19 protein-coding genes and 1 tRNA gene are annotated in these 19,547 nt (G+C 67.6%); 6 read left to right on the top strand and 14 right to left on the bottom strand.

The window, feature by feature from the left end; genetic code table 11:
• Positions 1 to 26 precede the first annotated feature (26 nt).
• From BOS5A_RS12370 to rplU, 8 genes are all read right to left on the bottom strand, one after another.
• On the bottom strand, positions 27 to 269 hold the full coding sequence (locus BOS5A_RS12370) for an acyl carrier protein (RefSeq protein ID WP_151955396.1): 243 nt from the start codon (positions 267 to 269) through the stop codon (positions 27 to 29).
• Between the two features lie 62 nt (positions 270 to 331).
• Positions 332 to 1,231: an NAD-dependent epimerase/dehydratase family protein gene (locus tag BOS5A_RS12365; protein WP_151955395.1), complete on the bottom strand. Its 900-nt coding sequence runs from the start codon at positions 1,229 to 1,231 to the stop codon at positions 332 to 334.
• 88 nt (positions 1,232 to 1,319) lie between these two features.
• The gene (gene proB / locus BOS5A_RS12360; protein WP_151955394.1) at positions 1,320 to 2,423 is read right to left on the bottom strand and encodes a glutamate 5-kinase; all 1,104 of its coding nucleotides are present in this window, start codon (positions 2,421 to 2,423) and stop codon (positions 1,320 to 1,322) included.
• A 65-nt stretch (positions 2,424 to 2,488) separates the two neighbouring features.
• On the bottom strand, positions 2,489 to 3,535 hold the full coding sequence (obgE, locus tag BOS5A_RS12355; RefSeq protein WP_151955393.1) for a GTPase ObgE: 1,047 nt from the start codon (positions 3,533 to 3,535) through the stop codon (positions 2,489 to 2,491).
• Positions 3,536 to 3,671: 136 nt separating this feature from the next.
• Positions 3,672 to 4,265 carry a TetR family transcriptional regulator gene (locus BOS5A_RS12350; protein WP_151955392.1) on the bottom strand — a complete coding sequence of 198 codons (594 nt, stop codon included), beginning with the start codon at positions 4,263 to 4,265 and terminating at the stop codon, positions 3,672 to 3,674.
• 120 nt (positions 4,266 to 4,385) lie between these two features.
• A complete protein-coding gene (locus BOS5A_RS12345) occupies positions 4,386 to 4,931 on the bottom strand; it encodes a GNAT family N-acetyltransferase (protein ID WP_199857358.1) in 546 nt (181 codons plus the stop codon).
• Between the two features lie 172 nt (positions 4,932 to 5,103).
• Positions 5,104 to 5,373, bottom strand: coding sequence for a 50S ribosomal protein L27 (gene rpmA / locus BOS5A_RS12340; RefSeq protein ID WP_151955391.1), 270 nt, complete (start codon positions 5,371 to 5,373; stop codon positions 5,104 to 5,106).
• Between the two features lie 13 nt (positions 5,374 to 5,386).
• Complete coding sequence (gene rplU, locus BOS5A_RS12335; protein WP_151955390.1) at positions 5,387 to 5,767, bottom strand: 50S ribosomal protein L21; 381 nt, start codon at positions 5,765 to 5,767, stop codon at positions 5,387 to 5,389.
• A gap of 273 nt (positions 5,768 to 6,040) precedes the next feature.
• Between rplU and BOS5A_RS12330 the strand changes: the two genes are divergently transcribed.
• A complete protein-coding gene (locus BOS5A_RS12330) occupies positions 6,041 to 8,656 on the top strand; it encodes a TonB-dependent receptor plug domain-containing protein (RefSeq protein ID WP_234419323.1) in 2,616 nt (871 codons plus the stop codon).
• A 202-nt stretch (positions 8,657 to 8,858) separates the two neighbouring features.
• On the opposite strand, the gene hspQ is transcribed toward BOS5A_RS12330, so the two are convergent.
• Positions 8,859 to 9,233, bottom strand: coding sequence for a heat shock protein HspQ (gene hspQ, locus BOS5A_RS12325; protein ID WP_151955388.1), 375 nt, complete (start codon positions 9,231 to 9,233; stop codon positions 8,859 to 8,861).
• Positions 9,234 to 9,367: 134 nt separating this feature from the next.
• Here hspQ and BOS5A_RS12320 point away from each other — a divergent pair.
• From BOS5A_RS12320 to BOS5A_RS12310, 3 genes are all read left to right on the top strand, one after another.
• Positions 9,368 to 9,457, top strand: a tRNA-Ser gene (locus BOS5A_RS12320).
• 111 nt (positions 9,458 to 9,568) lie between these two features.
• Entirely contained in the window at positions 9,569 to 10,474 is a 906-nt protein-coding gene (locus BOS5A_RS12315; RefSeq protein ID WP_151955387.1) for an ATP-grasp domain-containing protein, read from the top strand.
• The gene (locus BOS5A_RS12310; protein WP_151955386.1) at positions 10,474 to 11,490 is read left to right on the top strand and encodes an LLM class flavin-dependent oxidoreductase; all 1,017 of its coding nucleotides are present in this window, start codon (positions 10,474 to 10,476) and stop codon (positions 11,488 to 11,490) included. Before BOS5A_RS12315 ends, BOS5A_RS12310 begins: the two co-directional genes overlap by 1 nt.
• Before the next feature lie 39 nt (positions 11,491 to 11,529).
• On the opposite strand, the gene hutU is transcribed toward BOS5A_RS12310, so the two are convergent.
• From hutU to hutI, 4 genes are all read right to left on the bottom strand, one after another.
• A complete protein-coding gene (gene hutU / locus BOS5A_RS12305) occupies positions 11,530 to 13,191 on the bottom strand; it encodes a urocanate hydratase (RefSeq protein WP_151955385.1) in 1,662 nt (553 codons plus the stop codon).
• The gene (hutG, locus tag BOS5A_RS12300) at positions 13,188 to 13,988 is read right to left on the bottom strand and encodes an N-formylglutamate deformylase (protein WP_151955384.1); all 801 of its coding nucleotides are present in this window, start codon (positions 13,986 to 13,988) and stop codon (positions 13,188 to 13,190) included. Before hutG ends, hutU begins: the two co-directional genes overlap by 4 nt.
• 136 nt (positions 13,989 to 14,124) lie before the next feature.
• Entirely contained in the window at positions 14,125 to 15,645 is a 1,521-nt protein-coding gene (gene hutH / locus BOS5A_RS12295; RefSeq protein WP_151955383.1) for a histidine ammonia-lyase, read from the bottom strand.
• Positions 15,636 to 16,826, bottom strand: coding sequence for an imidazolonepropionase (gene hutI, locus BOS5A_RS12290; RefSeq protein WP_151955382.1), 1,191 nt, complete (start codon positions 16,824 to 16,826; stop codon positions 15,636 to 15,638). The genes hutH and hutI overlap by 10 nt, the downstream gene beginning before the upstream one ends.
• A gap of 61 nt (positions 16,827 to 16,887) precedes the next feature.
• On the opposite strand from hutI, the gene BOS5A_RS12285 reads away from it, so the two are divergent.
• Positions 16,888 to 18,237, top strand: coding sequence for a formimidoylglutamate deiminase (locus BOS5A_RS12285; protein ID WP_151955381.1), 1,350 nt, complete (start codon positions 16,888 to 16,890; stop codon positions 18,235 to 18,237).
• Positions 18,234 to 18,944 carry a UTRA domain-containing protein gene (locus tag BOS5A_RS12280; protein ID WP_151955380.1) on the top strand — a complete coding sequence of 237 codons (711 nt, stop codon included), beginning with the start codon at positions 18,234 to 18,236 and terminating at the stop codon, positions 18,942 to 18,944. The genes BOS5A_RS12285 and BOS5A_RS12280 overlap by 4 nt, the downstream gene beginning before the upstream one ends.
• Here BOS5A_RS12280 and BOS5A_RS12275 read toward each other — a convergent pair.
• On the bottom strand, positions 18,888 to 19,454 hold the full coding sequence (locus tag BOS5A_RS12275; RefSeq protein WP_151955379.1) for a pseudouridine synthase: 567 nt from the start codon (positions 19,452 to 19,454) through the stop codon (positions 18,888 to 18,890). The two genes, BOS5A_RS12280 and BOS5A_RS12275, sit on opposite strands and share 57 nt — an antisense overlap.
• Between the last annotated feature and the right edge of the window lie 93 nt (positions 19,455 to 19,547).

Here is a 19,547-nt window from a genome sequence, read left to right as displayed (position 1 = left end):
CGCTCAGCACGAACGGAGTGGGGGGATCAGTTCTTCAGCTTCGCGACGGCATCGGCCAGCTGGCCGACCGTCTCGATCTCGGCCTGCATGTTCATCGTGATGATGATGTCGAACTCATCCTCGATCGCGGCGACGAAATCCATGACGGTCAGCGAATCCCATTCGAGATCGCCCTGAAACGTCGTCGCTTCGGTCAGTGCGACGCCCTTCTTGTTGAACGGCTCGATCTGCGCCTTGACGATGTCGAGGATCTGCGCGCGGTCGGTCATGTCGGTCCCTTGGCTTGTAGGCGTCGGCTCTCGCAGCGAAATGCGGCGCGATTTCGACCGGGCTATAGCAGGCCTTGGGCACGATACCACCGCGCGGTCTCGGCAAAGCCGTCTGCCAGCGGGATCGCCGGTGTCCACAGGTCGGGCGGCGGGCGACGGACGGGGTCGGCGGTCCAGTCGGCATGGGCGAGATAGCCGACCCGGTCCGGGGTGAGCTTGGCCTTTTTGCCGCGCATGGCGCCATCGATACGGGCGCCCAGCGACAAGAGCGCTCTCGGCAGGTGGAGCGGGAGGATGCGGGGTTGGCCGACTGCGCGCCCGATTGCGCGCGCCATCTGCTCATGCGTGAGGGGGGCGCCGTCATCCGCCTCGATAATCGCACATGGACCGTTGATCTCGGCCAGCGCCACGAGGAGGCGGGCAAGGTCGTCGACCGCGATCAGCGAGATACGGCCCGGTGGGGGGAGCAGCGCGATGCCGAGCTTCGCCACGCGGAACAGGTCGCGCATTTCCATGTCGCCGGGGCCATAGACTCCGGGTGGGCGCACGATCGTCCACTCTCGATCGGAGGCCTGGACGTGATGTTCCGCTTCGGCCTTCGACCAGCCATAGGTGGAAAGCGCCGGCTCGCGCGCTGCCAGTGACGAGACATGGACGAAGCGCGCAACATTCGCGTCGCTGGCGGCTGCGAGAACGCTAGCCGTGCCGTCGATATTGCCCGCGGCGAAGCCGGCGCGGTCGGACGCGTTCACGACGCCGGCGATGTGCAGCACCGCGTCGGCGCCGCGCATGAGGTCGGCCAGCGCTGTGCTGTCCGACAGGCCGCCAGCGACCCAGGAGACGCCCTCTCGCACCGGTTGCGGCCGCCGGGTGAGGGCGCGGACATGGTATCCTGCCTCCAGGGCGCGGCGGATCGTGTGGCCTCCGACGAATCCGGTGCCGCCGGTGATGGCGAGGATCATTGCGGCGTCCTCGGATGTGCTCCCGCGAAGGCGGGAGCCCAGACTGGGTCCCCGCCTCCGCGGGGACACATCTCGCGCGCGGACGCTTTCACAGCAACGCCATATGGCTGCGATGCACCAGCGCTGCCCGCGGTGCGTAGCCGAGGATCGCGGCATGATCCTCGCTGCGCCGCCCCAGCAACCGGGCGGCATCCTCCGCGTCATACTCCGCAAGGCCCCGCGCGATCGGGCCGTCGGGGCCGGTGATCGCCACCAGATCGCCGCGCACGAAGGCGCCCTCGACCCGCTTCACACCGGCGGCCAGCAGGCTCGCGCCATCGGCCAGCGCCTTCGCCGCGCCCGCATCGACGTGGACCGTGCCGCGCGCGGTCAGCCCGCCCGCGAGCCACGCCTTGCGCGCGGACGCCGTCTTTTCCGCCACGAACAGCGTGTGTCGCGCGTCGGTGGATAGCGGCCGGTCGACGCGCCCGCTGGCGATGGCGAGATGCGCGCCAGTCGCATTGGCGATCCGCGCGGCGGCGATCTTCGACACCATCCCGCCCGACCCCATGCCCGATGCGGAGCCGCGATCCGCCATCGTCTCGATCCGCGCATCGACGCCCTCGACGCGTGGGACATGCACCGCGCCGGGCTCCGCCGGATTGCGATCGTAGAGGCCGTCCACGTCGGAGAGCAGCAGCACGCCCTGCGCCCCCGCCGCCTGCGCCACCCGCGCGGCGAGGCGATCATTGTCGCCGAAACGGATTTCGGCGGTCGCGACGCTGTCATTCTCGTTGATGATCGGCACGACGCCGAGTTGCAGCAGCCGCCCGAGCGTCGCCGACGCATTGAGGTAGCGGCGCCGGTCCTCCAGATCGTCGAGCGTGACGAGCATCTGCGCGGCGGTCAGCCCCTCGGCGCCGAGCACCTCGGCCCAGACCTGGCTGAGCGCGATCTGCCCGGTCGCCGCGGCGGCCTGCGCATCCTCAAGGCTCGCACGGCCGCCCTTGGCAAGCCCCAGCCGCCGCGCGCCGAGCGCGATCGCCCCCGAGGAGACGACGGCGACCTGCTGGCCCTCGCGAATGCGCACCGCGAGGTCGGCCGTGATCCCCGAAAGCCACGCGCGCCGCACCGCGCCGTCCGGATCGACGAGCAACGCCGACCCGATCTTGACGATCAGACGCGGTGTCGTGGCGGGCGGAAAGAGGGACATGCGGTAAGCGTTAGCGGGAAGGGCTTGCCGGGCCAATCCGTGGAAAAGGGGATGTCCTTAAACTTTCACACCGGCGACCATTCGATCGCGTCCTCGCCGTCGTCGTCGGCTTCCACGCTGGCGGCGGTATCGGGGATCGCTTCAAGCAGCCGGTCGAGCGCCCAGTCGGCACCAACGCCGCTTGCGCCGGAAATCGGCAGCACCTCGGTGCCGCTCGCGTCTTCCAGTTCGGCGGACAGGGCGGCGATGAGCTCGTCGTCGAGCGTGTCGATCTTGTTGAGCGCGACGACGTGGGGCTTGTCGGCGAGCCCCGCGCCATAGGCCTCGAGTTCATCGCGGACGATGCGGTAGCTCTCCGCCACATCCGCGTCGTTCGCATCGACGAGGTGGAGCAATACGCGGCAGCGCTCGATATGCCCGAGGAAGCGGTCGCCGATGCCGGCGCCATCGGCCGCACCCTCGATCAGGCCGGGAATGTCGGCGATCACGAACTCGCGGCCCTTGTGGCGGACGACGCCCAATTGCGGGCGCGTGGTGGTGAACGCGTATGCGCCGACCTTGGCCTGCGCGTTCGTCACCGCATTGATGAAGGTCGATTTGCCCGCATTGGGCAGCCCGACAAGGCCGGCGTCGGCAAGCAGCTTCAGCCGCAGCCACACCCACGCCTCTTCGTGAGGCCAGCCGGTGCCCTGCTGGCGGGGCGCGCGGTTGGTGGACGTCTTGTAGCTGGCGTTGCCGCGCCCGCCGTCGCCGCCGCGCAGGAAGACCTCGCGCTGGCCGACCTTCGTGAAGTCGAGCAGGACCTCGTCCTTGTCTTCGGACAGGACCTGCGTGCCGACCGGCACCTTGATAACGAGATCGTCGCCGCCGCCGCCGGTGCGGTTGCTGCCCGATCCGCCGTGCCCGCGGGGCGCGCGGAAATGCTGGGTGTAACGAAAGTCGATGAGGGTGTTGAGCCCGGCGACCGCTTCGAACACGATATCGCCGCCCTTGCCGCCATTACCGCCGTCGGGGCCGCCATATTCGATGAACTTTTCGCGCCGGAAACTGACCGCGCCGGGGCCACCGGCGCCGGAACGGGCGAAGATCTTTGCCTGGTCTAGGAAGTGCATGGCGCGCTGCCTAGCGCTTTAGCGCCGCTAAAGCGACAGCCAGCAGCGCGCCCGGCCGGCGCGATGCCATCGCGGCCAGGTTTTGGCTAACGGGCGTGCGAGGTGTCTCGACTTCGCTCGACACGAACGGTTGGGGTTATTTTTCCTTCCGCCCCGCGATCAGCAAACCCCGCGCCAGTTCGCGCGCACGTTCGCGCGGCACGCCGAGTGCGCGGGTGAGCGGCGCACCGAACAGCGCGTCGCCGAGCGCGAGCAGAACGAGTTGCAGCGTTTCGTCCTCGATCGGCTGGTCGGGCTTCGAATGGTCCGCCGACAGATCGTCGACGAGATCATGGATCGCGTTGAGGATGGGATCGAGCGCGTCCTCGTTGCCGGAGAGGATCATCCAGCTGGCGAGCGCGCCCGCGCCGCCCGAGTCGAAGGCGTCGAAGGCGAGGTCGACGATTTCGGACGGGTTCTGATCGCCGCCGCGCTGACGCAGCACGGCCTCGCGGATGGTGGAGGTCACGAAGGCGGCCATGCGGGCGATGAGCGCCTTTTGCAGCCCGTCGGCCGAGCCGAAATGGTGGAGGAGGTTGGCGTGGGTCCGCCCGATCCGCGCGGCGACCGCCTTCAGGGTGACGGCCTGCGGGCCGACCTCGACGAGGAGCGCGCGGGCGGCTTCCAGCGCGGCGTCGCGGGACTCCTCGGGGGAGAGGCGCTTGCGGGTGGGGAGGGGGACGACGGACATGACGGGGGGTGTCGGCTTGTTTGGAGCGGAAGGCAATCGGAGCACGGTGAGGATGTGCTCCCGCGAAGGCGGGAGCCCAGTCTGGGTCCCCGCCTTCGCGGGGACACATCCGTCAACCATTTAAGCCGCGATCGGCATGTCGCCGGTTCGGTCGCCGTCCAGCACATCGCCTTCGAACACCGCGCACGCGACGTCGCGGTCCTGCGCGAGGCTGTAGCGCATCTGCTCGCCGACCTTGCGCAGGCCGAGCTTCGCCAACACCCGCCCGGAGGCGGGGTTGGCAAGCTGATGATAGGCGCGGATCGGGCGGCGGGGCAGGGCGTGGCGCGCGGTGTGGAGGACGGCTTCACCCGCCTCCGTTGCGTAGCCGCGACCCCAGGCGTTGGGGGTCAGCCAGTAACCGAGTTCCCACCAGCCACCCTCGGCACGCAGGCCGATCGAACCCACCAGCTGCGGATGGTCCGCCTCGTGACTGAAGATCAGGAAGGACGGATCGGTCGCCGCGCGCGGGATCGACAGGAAGGTAACCGCGTCGTCGATCTGGTACGGCCACGGCATGCGCGCGAGTTTGGTCGCGACGCATTCGTGCGCGATCGCCTGCGTCAGGGCAGCGGCATCCTCGGGCCAGCCGGGGCGTAACGTCAGTCTCTTCGTCCGCGCGAACATTATCTCGCTCCTCACCTGCGCGAGCCGCTGCCACGTCTGTGTGACGCGGCGGCGACAGGGTTGAGGGAGCAAGAAAAAAGGGAGCCGGGGCGGACCCGTCTCCCTTGTCTGGCTGGTTCCTGTGCAAGAAACCCGGGTCGCCCTGGTGGGCAACCCGTGTGGTTACCCGATGTTATTCGGCCGCTTGCGCAATCATATCGACCGAACAGAACTTTCGGCCGAGCTTGCCGTCGTGGAACACCACGCGGCCGTCGATAAGCGCGAAAAGGGTGTGATCCTTGCCGATGCCGACGTTGCGGCCCGGGTAGAACTTCGTCCCGCGCTGGCGGACGAGAATATTGCCCGCGGTCGCTTCCTGACCGCCGAACTTCTTCACGCCAAGGCGACGACCGGCCGAATCACGACCGTTGCGCGACGAACCGCCTGCTTTCTTATGTGCCATTGCGAACTACTCCTTACGCCTGCGCGGCCGGGGCCGGGGCCTCGGACTCGGCGGTCTTGGCGGCAGCCTTTTTGGGCGCGGCCTTCTTCTTCTCTTCGCTGCCGACGCTCACGATCTTCAGGATCGTGTGCAGCTGGCGGTGGCCGTTGCGACGACGATAATTGTGGCGGCGGCGCTTCTTGAAGACGATGACCTTCTCGCCCTTCGCCTGCGCGACGATCTCGGCAGCGACGGTCAAGCCGGCCGCGGCCTTCAGGTCCGAGCCCTCGCCAGCGAGCAGCACGTCGCCCAGCGTGATGGACGAACCGGCTTCGCCGTCGATCTTGTCGACGACGATCTTGTCTCCGGCGGCGACGCGATACTGCTTGCCGCCTGTGCGCACGATAGCGAACATGGCCTCGAATCTTCCCAAATACATGTGCCCGCACGAGGATGGCCTCGCCGGGAGAAGGGCCGCTGCTATGGCAGGTGGCGCGCGCTGTCAACCGCGAACCCACGCCTTGCGGGATGCATCAGGGCCTCCGTGCCCGCTGTTGCGTTGCAGCAACACCCCGATCACCAAATGAGCGCCGGAGGTCGTTACGGCATTGTGACATGGCGCTTAGGTCATAAAGTGTCGGGGAAAGGGCGACTTACGGATCGTCCGTTACACGGCAGGGGGTCGATGATGCGCAGAAACTTGCTCGCGGTGGCGCTGACCACGACGGCGATGGCGTTTGCTCAACCTGCGCTGGCGCAGACCGTGCCCGATCAGCTGCCCGCCGATCAGGCCGCTGCGCCGGATGCCGACCCCTCGCAGGACATCGTCGTGACGGGCAACCGCGTCGGCGGACGCACCGTCGCCGACAGCCCGGTGCCGATCGACGTCATCGGCGGCGATCAACTTTCCAATTCCGGGCAGACCGAGACCAACAAGGTCCTCAATCAGCTCGTTCCCTCCTTCAACTTCCCGCAGCCGTCGCTGACCGATGGCACCGATTCGCTGCGCCCGGCGACGCTGCGCGGGCTCTCGCCCGACCAGACGCTGGTGCTGATCAACGGCAAGCGGCGGCATCAGGCGGCGCTGCTCAACCTCAACGGATCGGTCGGGCGCGGCGCCACTGCGGTCGATCTGAACGAGATCCCGCCGATCGCGATCGACCGGATCGAAGTGCTGCGCGACGGCGCGTCGTCGCAATATGGTTCCGATGCGATCGCCGGCGTCATCAACATCCAGCTGTCGCGCAAGGAAGGCGTCGCCGGATCGGTGACCTACGGCCAGTACCGCACCAAGATGGACGGCGTGAATTCGGTGACCGGAGTCGCGACCGACGCGAACGGCCTGCCGACAGTGCTGACCGCAGGTTCGAACGCGCAGGGCGATATCCTGAAGCTCAACTACGGCGGCGAAGTCGTGCGTCACGATGGCGACACGCTGACGCTGGCGACCCGGCTCGGCCTGCCGATCGGCCCCGGCGGCTTCTTCACCTTCTCCGCGCAGTTCCGGGATCGCGACCCGACCCAGCGTTCGGGTGCCGATCCGCGGCGGCAATATTTCAATGTCGGCGATCCGCGCGAACTGACGATCGATCGCTTCACCCATGGCTATGGCGACGGCAAGGCGACCGACTACAACCTCTTCGCCAATGCGGGCATGAATATCGGCGCGACCGCCGAGCTCTACGCATTCGGCAGCTACGGCATCCGCGACGGCATCGGCGCGGGCTTCTACCGCCGCTCGAACGACGCGCGGAACCGCGATTTCAATGCGTCGACGACGACGTTCGTGCCCTATTATGCGGACGGATTCCTGCCCAAGATCCAGAGCGAGATCGAGGATGTCTCGGGCGCGGTCGGCATCAAGGGCGATGTCGCGGGGCTGAAGGCGGACCTGTCGGTCGTCTACGGATCGAACGAACTCAACTACAAGACGATCAATAGTTTCAACACGTCGCTCGGCGGCGCCTTGTCGCCCAATCGCTTCGACGCGGGCGGGATCGCTTACGGCCAGACGACCGCGAACCTCGACCTCAGCCGCAAATGGGATGTGAGCTGGCTGTCGAGCTTCGGCATCGCGTTCGGTGCCGAATATCGCAACGAGAACTTCAAGATCCGCGCAGGCGATGTGGCGAGCTACATCAACGGGCCGTTCACCGCGAACGGGGCGGGCGGCGGGGCGCAGGTGTTTCCTGGCTTCCGCCCGACCAACGCGATCGACGTGTCGCGGGACAGCTATGCCGGCTATTTTGAGGTCGATGCCGATGTGAGCGAGAAGTTCACGCTGCAGGGTGCCGGCCGCTACGAGCATTATTCCGATTTCGGCGACACCGTGAACGGCAAGATCGCCGCCCGGCTGGAACCGGTGCGCGGCATCGCGGTGCGCGGATCGATCGCGACGGGCTTTCGCGCGCCGAGCCTGGCGCAGCAATATTTCGCGACGACCTCCACCAACAACACGGTCGTCAACGGCGTCGCGCAGCTGATCGAGGTCGGCACCTTCCCGGCGACGAGTCCGGTCGCGGTCGCGCTCGGCGGCAAGCAGCTGAAGCCGGAAAAGGCGCTCAACATCGCGGGCGGGCTCGTGCTCACGCCGTTCAGCGGGTTCAGCCTCACCGCGGATTACTACAACATCCTGATCAAGGACCGGGTGACGCTGACCGAGAATCTGACGGGAACCTCAGTGGTCACCCTGCTGAACGCGGCGGGGATCACCAACGTCACGTCGGCGCGCTTCTTCGTCAACGGCGTGGATACGCGCACCCAGGGTGTCGATGTGGTCGGCACGTACCGTGTGCCCGATTTCGGTGCGGGGAAATTTACCCTCACCGCCGGCTACAATTATAACGAGACGAAGATCCTCAGCCGCGCCGTGCTGCCGTCGCTACCGGGTGTGGTGCTGTTCGGGCGCGCCGAATCCTTCCGCCTGACCGACGCGCAGCCGCGTACCAAGCTGAACCTGTCGGCGGACTGGGATCTCGACAGGATCGGCGCGACGATCCGCACCAACCGCTACGGCACCGTATGGTCGGCCGCATCCGGCGCGCTGTCGGCGCCGCTCGGCACGGTCGCTGGCGATTTCAAGATGACGCCGAAATGGGTGACCGACGTCGAGCTGCGCGTGCATCCGATCGACCAGGTGACGCTGGCGGTGGGCGCGGACAACGTCTTTGACGTCTATCCCGATGCGCTGCCGCTCGGCACCGCAGGGTTCAGCCCGAACAGCTACTTCCTGCCGTACAGCAGCCTGTCGCCATTCGGCTTCAACGGGCGGTTCCTGTATGGCCGCGTGGCGTTCAATTTTTGAGGCGGGCAGAGGGGTCGGCAACGCCGGCCCCGTCTGACGGCGAGTGTGCTTCGACTTCGCTCAGCACTAACGGATTTGGGAGGAGAAAGTCGGCCCAAACGCCACCGCCCTCCGTTCGCCCTGAGCGAAGTCGAAGGGTCCAGGCCGCGCCGTCAGATGAAGGCGGCGTTGCCACCTCCGCTGCCGCCGCGATCCGCCAGCATCAGTGTCGGTGTTCGCGCCTCAGGCTGTAGCGGCCGTCCTCATATCCTGTGAACAACCCCGCGATGGCGGGGTGGTCGATCGGCTCGTCGCTGTCGTCCGACACCAGGTTCTGCTGGCTCACATAGGCGACGTAGCTCGATTCGGCATTTTCGGCGAGCAGGTGGTAGAAGGGCTGGTCCTTTGCCGGGCGCAGCTTTTCCGGGATCGCCTCATACCATTCCGCGGAATTGGCGAAGACGGGGTCGATATCGAACACGACGCCGCGGAAATCGAACAGCCGGTGGCGCACGACATCGCCGATCGCGAAGCGGGCATGGCTGACCGGCGGCGCTTGCCGAAGGGAATCGTCGATCGAGATTTGCGGGGAGATCATCAGCCCAATCTAGTGCGCGTTCGGCGGTGCACAAGCGTTCTGCGTCAGGGCGCTTGCGCCCACCCTTCGATGCCGTTAGAGGGCGCCGCTCGACCCGTTGGGCAGCGTGTTCGCGCTGCCGGATACGTCCTCGCGGAGAGGTGGCAGAGTGGTCGAATGTACCGCACTCGAAATGCGGCGTGCCCTCACGGGTACCGTGGGTTCGAATCCCACCCTCTCCGCCATTTACGAAACGCGTCGGACATTCACGCGCGCAGCGACGCGCTGCATTTTAGGTCGGACAGAGGCGTGCGATAGACGCTAGGGCGTTCCGCGCAAACCCACTGGAATCGCCCGTGACCGATCTAGCAATCCTCTACGAACATCCCGTCTGGTTCGCGCCCTTGTTCGCGGCGCTCGACCGTCGCGGGGTTGACTACACGCCGCTGTCGACGGGAGTCGCGTTCGATCCCGCCGATCGGTCGCTGCCGGCGCCGGTCGTCTTAAACCGGATCGCGATGTCTGCCTTCCTCAGGGACGCTGAGCATCCGATCTACTGGGCCGGCGCGCGTCTCGGCGGGTGGGAGCAGGCCGGCGCGCGCGTGCTGAACGGGACCGCGGCACTGGCGATCGATACGTCAAAGGCGCGCCAGCTGTCACTGATCGCGAGCCTCGGCCTGGCGATCCCAGCAACCCGCGTCGTCCACCGCGCAGCCGATACGGTCGCGGCGGCGGAGACGATCGGATTTCCGCTGATCGTGAAGGCCAATATCGGCGGCGCGGGAGCGGGGATCGCGCGTTATGACGACCGGGAAGCATTACGCGCTGCGATCGCGGATCATACGCTTCCGACGAGCATCGACGGCGTGCTGCTGGTGCAGGATTATGTGCCGGCGCGCGGCGGCACCGTAACGCGTATCGAGACGCTCGACCGCGTGCATCTCTACGCGATCGATATCGCCGGTGCGGGGGCGTTTGACCTGTGTCCCGCCGATGCATGCCAGGTGCCGAGCAGCGCGATCCAGATGACGGCGTCGGAACCGCCGACTGGCTTGCGCGAGGCGGCCGAGGCAATCGCGCGCGCGGCGCACCTCGATGTCGGTGGGGTCGAGGTTATGATCGACGATCGCGACGGTTGCCCTCGCTTCTACGACATCAACGCGCTGTCCAATTTCGTCGCACGGCCGCTGGACGTGCTGGGCTGGGACCCGCATGACCGCCTTGTCGACCGGCTGGTCGGCTGGATCGAGGAGGCGCGCTGATGCGCTACGGATATTGGACGCCGGTGTTCGGCGGCTGGCTGCGCAACGTGCCCGATGAAGGCATGGCGGCGACGTGGGAGTATACGAAGCGCCTGACCCAGGCGGCCGAGCGCTGGGGTTACGACCTGACGCTCATCGCCGAGCTGAACCTCAACGATATCAAGGGCGTGGAGCAGCCCGCGCTCGACGCCTGGTCGACCGCCGCGGCGCTTGCCGCGGTCACGGAGTCGATCGAGCTCATGGTCGCGGTCCGGCCCAACTTCCACCATCCGGCGCTGTTCGCGAAGGCGGCCGCCAATATCGATCGGATCGCCGGAGGACGCCTCGCGCTCAACGTGGTGTCGTCCTGGTGGGCCGACGAGGCCAAGCAATATGGCCTCCAGTTCGACCAGCATGACGATCGCTATGCCCGCACCGCGGAATGGCTGCGCGTCGTCGACGGCCTGTGGAGCAAGGATCGCTTCACGTTCGATGGTCAGTTCTACACGACGCAGGACGCGATCTGCGCACCCAAGCCGGAAAAGCGCCCGACCGTCTATGCCGGCGGCGAGAGCGACGCGGCCAAGACGATGATCGCGACACAGTGCGACGCCTATGTGATGCACGGCGACCCTGCGACCGCGATTGCACCCAAGATCGCCGACATGGCGGCACGGCGGGCGGCGGCGGGCGGCGGGCCGATGCACTATGGCATGGCCGCCTATGCGATCGTGCGCGACAGCGAGGCGGAGGCGAAGCGCGAGCTCGAACGCATTACCACGGTCAGCGAACTGCCCGCAGGCTATGCCAATTTCGATCAGTGGCTGTCGGGCACCCAATTGGAGCGCGAGCTGAAGGTCCGGGAATACTCGGTGTCCAACCGCGGGCTGCGCCCCAATCTGGTTGGAACGCCGGAACAGCTGCGCGAGCGGATCGCCGAATATGAAGCCGCGGGTCTCGACCTGCTCCTGCTGCAGATGAGTCCGCAGCATGAGGAAATGGAGCGCTTCGCGTCGCAGGTGATGGGCACCGCCTGATCCCGCGCGCGGCGGAGATGCGAGCGACTGCTCGCAGAGTCACACGCTCGGCAAATCCAGGTCGCAGGTCGCGGCGCAAGCGATCGCGTCGGCATAGCCGGCATCGGCGTGGCGCATGACGCCGGTTGCCGGGTCGTTCCACAAGACGCGCTCCAGCCGCGCCGCGGCCTCCGGCGTGCCGTCCGCGACGATCACCATGCCGGCGTGCTGCGAAAACCCCATGCCGACACCGCCGCCATGGTGCAGCGATACCCAGGTCGCGCCGCTTGCAGTGTTCAGCAGCGCGTTGAGGAGCGGCCAGTCGGAGACGGCGTCCGATCCGTCGCGCATCGCCTCGGTCTCGCGATTGGGGCTGGCGACCGAGCCGCTGTCGAGATGGTCGCGGCCGATCACGACCGGCGCCGACAACTCACCCGAGGCGACCATGTCGTTGAACGCAAGGCCGAGCCGGTGGCGGTCGCCTAACCCCACCCAGCAGATGCGCGCGGGCAGCCCCTGAAACTGGATTCGCTCGCGCGCCATATCAAGCCAGCGGTGCAGCGCCGCATTGTCGGGCAGCAGCTCCTTCACCTTGGCGTCGGTCCTGTAGATGTCCTCCGGGTCGCCGGACAGTGCGACCCAGCGGAACGGGCCGATGCCGCGGCAGAAGAGCGGGCGGATATAGGCGGGCACAAAGCCGGGAAAATCGAACGCGTTGGCGACGCCTTCGTCCTTTGCGACCTGTCGGATATTGTTGCCGTAATCGACCGTCGGCACGCCCGCACCCTGAAAATCGAGCATCGCGCGGACGTGCGCCGCCATCGAGGCCTTCGCGGCGCTGGCGACGCCAGCAGGGTCGCGCTCGCGGCCTCCGGCCCATTGCTCCAGCGTCCATCCGGCGGGGAGATAGCCGTTCGCCGGATCGTGCGCGGAGGTCTGATCGGTCAGCAGATCGGGACGGATGCCGCGGCGGTATATCTCGGGCAGCAGCTCGGCGGCATTGCCGAGCAGCCCGACCGACACCGGCTTGCCGTCCGCCTTTGCGCGGTCGAGGATCGCCACCGCGTCCTCGATCGTATCCGCGCGCGCATCGAGATAGCCGGTCTGGAGCCGCATCTCGATCCGGCTCGGCTGGCATTCGATCGCGAGGCACGAGGCGCCCGCCATCACGCTGGCAAGCGGCTGCGCGCCGCCCATCCCGCCAAGGCCGGCGGTGAGCAGCCAGCGGCCGGTCAGATCGCCGTCATAATGCTGGCGCCCCATCTCGACGAACGTCTCGTAAGTGCCCTGAACGATGCCCTGGCTGCCGATGTAGATCCAGGAGCCGGCGGTCATCTGGCCGTACATTATGAGCCCGGCCCGATCGAGCTCGGCGAAATGCTCCCACGTCGCCCAGTGCGGCACGAGGTTGGAGTTGGCGAGGAGCACGCGCGGCGCATCGCGGTGGGTGCGGAACACGCCGACGGGCTTCCCCGACTGGATCAGCAGGGTCTGGTCGTCCCCAAGCCGCCGCAGCGTCTCGACGATCCGGTCATAGCTTTCCCAGTCGCGCGCGGCGCGACCGATGCCGCCATAGACGACGAGTTCCTGGGGGTTTTCCGCAACCCGCGCGTCGAGATTGTTCATCAGCATCCGCAGCGGCGCTTCGGTGAGCCAGCTCTTCGCGCTGAGTGCGGTGCCGGTGGGCGCGGCGATGTGGCGCTGGTTGTCGAGGCGGGTCATGTCTGGTCCTTGGCGAAGGCGGTGACGGCGGCGAGGATGCGTTCGAGGTCGGCGCGCAGCGGCGCGGCGCGCGCGGGGTTCCAAACGGGTGGCCAGTTGTGCTCGTCCGGTTCGTCCGGCGGCTCGTCGAGATAGGCGCGCATCGCGATCTCCATCTGGATGGCATGGACACCCTCTTCGGGTCGCCCGTAATGCCGCGTCGTCCAGCCGCCGCGGAACCGGCCGTTCAGGATGTGTGATCGCCCGCGACAGGCTGCGACCACCGCTTCGCTGAGAGCCGGGGCACACGTTGCGCCGCCATCGGTGCCGATATTGAGTTCGGGCAATTCGCCATCGAACAGGCGCGGGATGCGGCTGCGGATCGCGTGGCAATCGTAGAGCACGACGCGGGGATGGTGCGCGCGCAACCGCGCGATCTCGGCCTCGATCGCCGCATGATAGGGGGTGAACCAGGCAGCGCGGCGCGCGGCGATGTCGGGCGTCGCGCCGTCGCGATACAGCGGCTCGCCATCGAACGTCTCGGTCGGGCAAAGCCCGGTGGTCGCCTGTCCGGGATAGAGCGATGCGCCGGACGGATCGCGGTTGCAGTCGATGACGCTGCGCGACATGTCATTCCAGATCATGGTGGCGTCGGCAAGCCCGTCATAGAGTTGGCGAATATGCCAGTCGGCATCGCGGATCGCCCACCAGCGCGAACGGAAGGCGCCGAGCAGGTCGTCGGGGATTGCGGTGCCGCCGTGCGGGAAGGCGAGGATCAGCGGGGTGTCCGCGCGGCGTACGTGGAGCCAATGGGTCATGTCCGGCTCTCCCCTTGATTCCTCCCCGGCGAAGGCCGGGGTCCAGTTAGGGCACGATCATTGGGAGAATGCCGCACCAGAGCACTGCCACCTTCCCAACTGGGCCCCGGCCTTCGCCGGGGAGAATTTATGGCGCTCACCCCGCCACTCCCGGCAACGTGCCCACCGCCGCCAGCAGCTCCGGCGCGCGGATCAGCACCGCCGCGGCCTCGATGTCCGGCGCCATGTAGCGGTCGTGGTCGAGCGTCGGCACCTCAGCGCGCAACAACGCCCGGACCGCCTCCACCGGCGCGCTGGATGCGAGCGGGGCGTGGAAGTCGCAGCCCTGCGCACCCGCGAGCAGCTCGATCGCCAGCACCTGTTCGACATTGGCGGCCATCTCGATCAACCGCCGGGCGCCGTGCGCTGCCATCGACACGTGATCTTCCTGATTGGCCGAGGTCGGGATCGAATCGACGCTTGCAGGATAGGCGCGCTGCTTGTTCTCGCTGACCAGTGCCGCAGCGGTCACCTGCGGGATCATGAATCCTGAATTGAGCCCCGGCCGCGGGGTCAGGAAGGCGGGCAGGCCCGAAAGTGCGGGATCGACGAGCATCGCGATCCGCCGCTCGGACAGGCTGCCGATCTCGCACAAGGCGATCGCGATCATGTCCGCGGCAAACGCGACCGGCTCGGCGTGGAAGTTGCCGCCCGACAAGGCTTCGTCGGTGTCGGCGAAGATCAGTGGGTTGTCCGACACGCCATTGGCTTCGGTCAGCAACGTGTCCGCCGCCTGGCGCAGCAGCGTGAGCACCGCGCCCATCACCTGTGGCTGGCAGCGCAGGCAATAGGGGTCCTGCACCCGCAGATCGTCGATCCGGTGGGATGCGCGGATCGCCGACCCTTTCATGAGTCCGCGCAAGGCCGCGGCGGTTTCGATCTGGCCTGGGTGTCCACGCAAAGCGTGGATGCGGTGGTCGAACGGCGTGTCGGACCCCTTGGCCGCCTCGGTCGACAGCACCCCGGTGACGAGCGCGGTGCGATACAGCCGCTCCGCCTCGAAGAGGGCGGCGAGCGCGTAGGCGCACGAGAATTGCGTGCCGTTGAGCAGCGCGAGTCCTTCCTTGGGGCCCAATTCCAGCGGCGCGAGGCCCGCATCGGCCATCGCCCGCTGCGCGGGTATCCGCGCGCCGTCCACGAAAACCTCGCCGACACCGATCATCGCGGCGGTCATGTGTGCAAGCGGGGCGAGATCGCCCGAGGCGCCGACCGATCCCTTGGCCGGCACCACCGAGGTAAGCCCGCGCGCGAGCATCGCTTCGAGGAGCGCGACCGTCGCGGGCGCCACGCCCGAGGCACCGCGGGCGAGGCTCGCGAGCTTCAGCGCCATCATCAGCCGCGCCACCGGCACCGGCATCGGATCGCCGACACCCGCGGCGTGGCTCAGCACGATGTTACGCTGGAGCGCGGCCAGATCGCAGCCTTCGATCCGCACACTCGCGAGTTTTCCGAAGCCGGTGTTGATGCCGTAGACCGGTTCACCCCGCGCGAGAATCCGTGCGACCGCAGCGGCGCTTTCAGCAATAGCCGGGCGGCAATCCGGATCGAGGACGGGGATCGCGCCCGCGTAGATATCGCGCCACGCCGCAAAGGAAACGGCGCCGGGGGTTAGCAGCATCGGCCGTCCTTCACGCGCTGGAACAGGGGATTGAAGCCGATCCGGTAGACCAGCTCCGCCGGGTCGGTGATGTTCCAGACAGCGAGATCGCAGGCTTTCCCCGTTTCGATCGTGCCGATTGAGGCGGAGCGACCGAGCGCGCGGGCGGCATTCGCCGTCACCCCGCGCAGGCATTCCGTCACCGTCAGCCGGAACAGCGTCGCCGCCATGTTGAGCATGAGCAGCAGCGACGTCGTCGGCGATGTGCCCGGATTGCAATCTGTCGCGATCGCGATCGGCACGTGATGCGCGCGGAACCGGTCGATCGGCGGCAGCTGCGTCTCGCGCATGAAATAATAGGCGCCGGGCAGCAGCACCGCGACGGTTCCGGCCTCGGCCATCGCGCGGACGTCGCTTTCGTCGGCATGCTCCAGATGATCGGCGGAGAGCGCGCCATAACGGGCAGCGAGGCTTGCGCCGTTGAGCGCCGAGAGTTGCTCGGCGTGGAGCTTCACCGGCAAGCCTGCCGCCTTCGCCGCGTCGAACACGCGCGTGGTCTGCTCGGTCGAGAAGCCGATTCCTTCGCAAAAAGCATCGACAGCGTCCGCCATGCCCCTGGCGGCGGGGATCATTTCGTCGGCGACCAGCGCGACATAGTCGTCCGCGCGCCCGACATATTCCGGCGGCAATGCATGCGCGCCGAGCAGCGTCGTAGCGACGCTGACTGCGCGGGCATCGCCCAGCGCCCGCGCCGCGCGGAGCATCTTGAGCTCGTCCGCCGTGGTAAGTCCGTAGCCCGACTTCACCTCGATCGTCGTGACGCCTTCCGCCAGCAGCGCATCGAGCCGCGGCAGGGCGGTGGCGACGAGTTCAGCCTCGCTTGCCGCGCGGGTGGCGCGCATCGTCGAGAGGATGCCGCCGCCGGCACGCGCGATTGCCTCATAGCTCGCACCTTCCAGCCGCATCGCCCATTCGCCGGCGCGGTCGCCGGCGTGGATCAGGTGGGTGTGGCAGTCGATCAGCCCCGGCGTAATCCACCGCCCGGCGCAGTCGATGATCTCGCCTGCCATATCGGGTGCAGCCGCGCGCGGGCCGGCATAGGCGATCCGCCCGTCGCGGCTGGCGACCACGCCGTCTTCGACAATGCCCAGCCCGTCACCGGTCATCGTCGCGAGTCGGGCATTGGTCCACAGCCGATCCATGCCGCGATGTTGCGCAACGCGCCCGATTATGTCTAGACATAATATGCGCGAGGGAGGCCTGATGACACATCTCTGGTTCGAAAACGCCCTGTTGCCGCAAGGCTGGGCGCAGCGGGTGCGGATCGGGATTTCCGGCGGGTGCATCGTCTCGGTCGACGCCGATATTGCGCCGCTGCCGGGGGACGAGCGGCACAGCACCGCGCTCCCTGGCCTGTGCAACGTCCACAGCCACGGTTTCCAGCGTGGCATGGCGGGCTTGTCGGAACGACGTGGGCGCCCGGACGACGATTTCTGGAGCTGGCGCGAGGTCATGTACCGGTTCCTCGACCGGCTGACTCCCGACGATATCGCCGCGATCACCGCGCAGGCCTATGTCGAGATGCTGGAATCGGGGTTCACCCGCGTCGGCGAATTCCACTATCTTCACAACGACATTGATGGCCGGCGCTATGCCGATCCTGCGGAAACCGCCGGTGCGATCGTCGCGGCGGCGCAGACGAGCGGGATCGGGTTGACGCTGCTCCCGGTGTTCTACGCGCATGGCGATTTCGGCGGCGCCGCGCCGGCGCCCGGCCAGCGACGTTTCCTGTCGACCATCGATGATTTCGCGCCGCTGGTCGAGGCGAGCCGGTCGAAGCTTCCCGCCGACGCGCGGCAGGGCATCGCGCCCCATTCGCTGCGCGCGATCACGCCGGATGAGCTGGCCGCGATTCTTCCGCTTGCGCACGACGGACCCATCCACATCCACGCCGCTGAGCAGATGCGCGAGGTCGAGGCGTGCGTCGCGTGGAGCAGGGCGCGGCCGGTCGAGTGGCTGCTCGATCATGCCGAGATCGACGCCCGCTGGTGCCTGATCCACGCCACCCATCTGAGCGACGCGGAATGCGACCGACTGGCAGCCAGCGGCGCGGTCGCGGGACTGTGCCCGGTGACCGAGGCCAATCTGGGCGACGGCATCTTCCCGGCCGAACGCTACCTTGGCGCGGGCGGTCGGTTCGGGGTCGGCACCGATTCGAATATCCTCGTCGATGCCGCGGCCGAACTGCGGGCGATCGAATATTCGCAGCGGCTGACGCATCGCCGCCGCGCCGTGCTCGCTGACGACCGCGAGCCATCGGTCGGAAAGCGGCTGTTCACGACCGCGCTACAGGGCGGCGCGCAGGCGCTCGGCGTCGCGGGCGGATTGCAGGTCGGCGCTTCGGCCGACCTCGTCTCGCTCGACAGGACACATCCCGCGATGGCCGGCGCCGACACCGACACGCTGTTCGATCGCTGGGTCTTCGCCGCGCGGTCCAGTGTCATCGATTGCGTGTGGCGCGGCGGTCGCAAGCAGGTCGAGGGCGGCCGGCATGTCGCGGCAGGCCAGGTTTCTGAGGCCTATCGCCGCACCGTGGCCGGCCTGCTTTCGTGACGATCGAACGTCGCATCCGCAGCGATATCGAGGCGCGGATTCACTCTGGCGAATGGCGCCCGGGCGACCGTATTCCGTTCGAGCATGAACTCGTGGCGACCTATGGCTGCGCGCGGGCGACGGTGGGCAAGGCACTGGGAACGCTCGCGCGGTCCGGGCTGATCGAACGGCGGCGCAAGGCCGGATCGTTCGTCGCGCATCCGCAGGTCCATTCGGCGGTCCTCGCCGTGCCCGATCTCGCCGAGGTCATCACCGCGCGCGGGGAGGCGTATCGCTGGCAGCAGACCGTGCGCCGTGACAGTCGCCCGGACGACTGCCCCGACTTTCCCTCGCCGGCGTTGCTGATCGAGGGCGTGCATTGCGGCGGCGGCGAACCCTTCGCGCTCGAACGTCGCCTGATAGTGCTCGCCGTGGTGCCGGACGCGGCCAAGGCCAGCTTTCTGGAGGAGGCGCCCGGCACGTGGCTGCTGCGCCACGTGCCGTGGACGACGGCGGAGCATCAGATCAAGGCGGTCGAGGCGTCGCCTGCCGAAGCGCGCGCGCTTGGCCTGCGTGCACGGAGCGCCTGTCTGGAACTGAGGCGCACGACATGGCGCGCGGAGGAAACCGTGACATTCGTCCGGCAACTGTTTCGCGGCGATCGGTTCGATCTAGTCGCCCGGTTCAGTCCGGGGACCGGCAGCGCTGCGCCATTCTCCGGGCGCTAGGCCCTCGATCGACCAGTCGCCGATGCTCCAGCGCACGAGCCGCAGCGTCGGGTTGCCGATCGCGGCGGTCATGCGGCGAACTTGGCGGTTGCGTCCTTCGCGGATCGTCAGGCGAAGCCAGCAGTCGGGGATGGCCTTGCGGACGCGGATCGGCGGATTGCGCGGCCAGAGTTGCGGGTCGTCGATCCGCTCGATCTCGGCAGGCCGGGTCGGGCCGTCCTTCAACCGGATGCCGCGCCGCAGCGCGATCAGCGCGTCGTCCGCGACCTCCCCTTCAACCTGCACGAGATAGGTTTTGGGCATCTTGAACCGTGGATCGGCGATCCGCGCCTGCAACCGGCCATCGTCGGTCAGCAGCATCAGGCCTTCACTATCGCGATCGAGTCGTCCTGCCGGATAGACGCCCGGCACATCGATGAAGTCCGACATCGTGCGCCGCGTCGATCCGGCGGTGCCGCGATCGGTGAACTGGCTGAGCACGTCATAGGGCTTGTTGAAGAGGATCAGCATGCGCGGCGCTGTAGCCTGAGCCCATCAGCGCGCCAATCGCACCCCCTTTCGATACCGATCGCTATATGATAGCCATGGCTCACAAAAATAAGG

The organism is Sphingomonas sp. EC-HK361, assembly GCF_902498785.1.
Lineage (GTDB): Bacteria > Pseudomonadota > Alphaproteobacteria > Sphingomonadales > Sphingomonadaceae > Sphingomonas.
The sequence above is the reverse complement of the archived record's forward strand: the minus strand, read 5'-3'. Positions and strand labels throughout refer to the sequence as shown.

What these genes read in the sequence shown, in the direction of transcription:
- BOS5A_RS12370 (WP_151955396.1), bottom strand. Translation starts at nt 269, where the DNA reads ATGACCGACCGCGCGCAGATCCTCGACATCGTCAAGGCGCAGATCGAG.
- BOS5A_RS12365 (WP_151955395.1), bottom strand. Translation starts at nt 1,231, where the DNA reads ATGATCCTCGCCATCACCGGCGGCACCGGATTCGTCGGAGGCCACACG.
- proB (WP_151955394.1), bottom strand. Translation starts at nt 2,423, where the DNA reads ATGTCCCTCTTTCCGCCCGCCACGACACCGCGTCTGATCGTCAAGATC.
- obgE (WP_151955393.1), bottom strand. Translation starts at nt 3,535, where the DNA reads ATGCACTTCCTAGACCAGGCAAAGATCTTCGCCCGTTCCGGCGCCGGT.
- BOS5A_RS12350 (WP_151955392.1), bottom strand. Translation starts at nt 4,265, where the DNA reads ATGTCCGTCGTCCCCCTCCCCACCCGCAAGCGCCTCTCCCCCGAGGAG.
- BOS5A_RS12345 (WP_199857358.1), bottom strand. Translation starts at nt 4,931, where the DNA reads ATGTTCGCGCGGACGAAGAGACTGACGTTACGCCCCGGCTGGCCCGAG.
- rpmA (WP_151955391.1), bottom strand. Translation starts at nt 5,373, where the DNA reads ATGGCACATAAGAAAGCAGGCGGTTCGTCGCGCAACGGTCGTGATTCG.
- rplU (WP_151955390.1), bottom strand. Translation starts at nt 5,767, where the DNA reads ATGTTCGCTATCGTGCGCACAGGCGGCAAGCAGTATCGCGTCGCCGCC.
- BOS5A_RS12330 (WP_234419323.1), top strand. Translation starts at nt 6,041, where the DNA reads ATGCGCAGAAACTTGCTCGCGGTGGCGCTGACCACGACGGCGATGGCG.
- hspQ (WP_151955388.1), bottom strand. Translation starts at nt 9,233, where the DNA reads ATGATCTCCCCGCAAATCTCGATCGACGATTCCCTTCGGCAAGCGCCG.
- BOS5A_RS12310 (WP_151955386.1), top strand. Translation starts at nt 10,474, where the DNA reads ATGCGCTACGGATATTGGACGCCGGTGTTCGGCGGCTGGCTGCGCAAC.
- hutU (WP_151955385.1), bottom strand. Translation starts at nt 13,191, where the DNA reads ATGACCCGCCTCGACAACCAGCGCCACATCGCCGCGCCCACCGGCACC.
- hutG (WP_151955384.1), bottom strand. Translation starts at nt 13,988, where the DNA reads ATGACCCATTGGCTCCACGTACGCCGCGCGGACACCCCGCTGATCCTC.
- hutH (WP_151955383.1), bottom strand. Translation starts at nt 15,645, where the DNA reads ATGCTGCTAACCCCCGGCGCCGTTTCCTTTGCGGCGTGGCGCGATATC.
- hutI (WP_151955382.1), bottom strand. Translation starts at nt 16,826, where the DNA reads ATGGATCGGCTGTGGACCAATGCCCGACTCGCGACGATGACCGGTGAC.
- BOS5A_RS12285 (WP_151955381.1), top strand. Translation starts at nt 16,888, where the DNA reads ATGACACATCTCTGGTTCGAAAACGCCCTGTTGCCGCAAGGCTGGGCG.
- BOS5A_RS12275 (WP_151955379.1), bottom strand. Translation starts at nt 19,454, where the DNA reads ATGCTGATCCTCTTCAACAAGCCCTATGACGTGCTCAGCCAGTTCACC.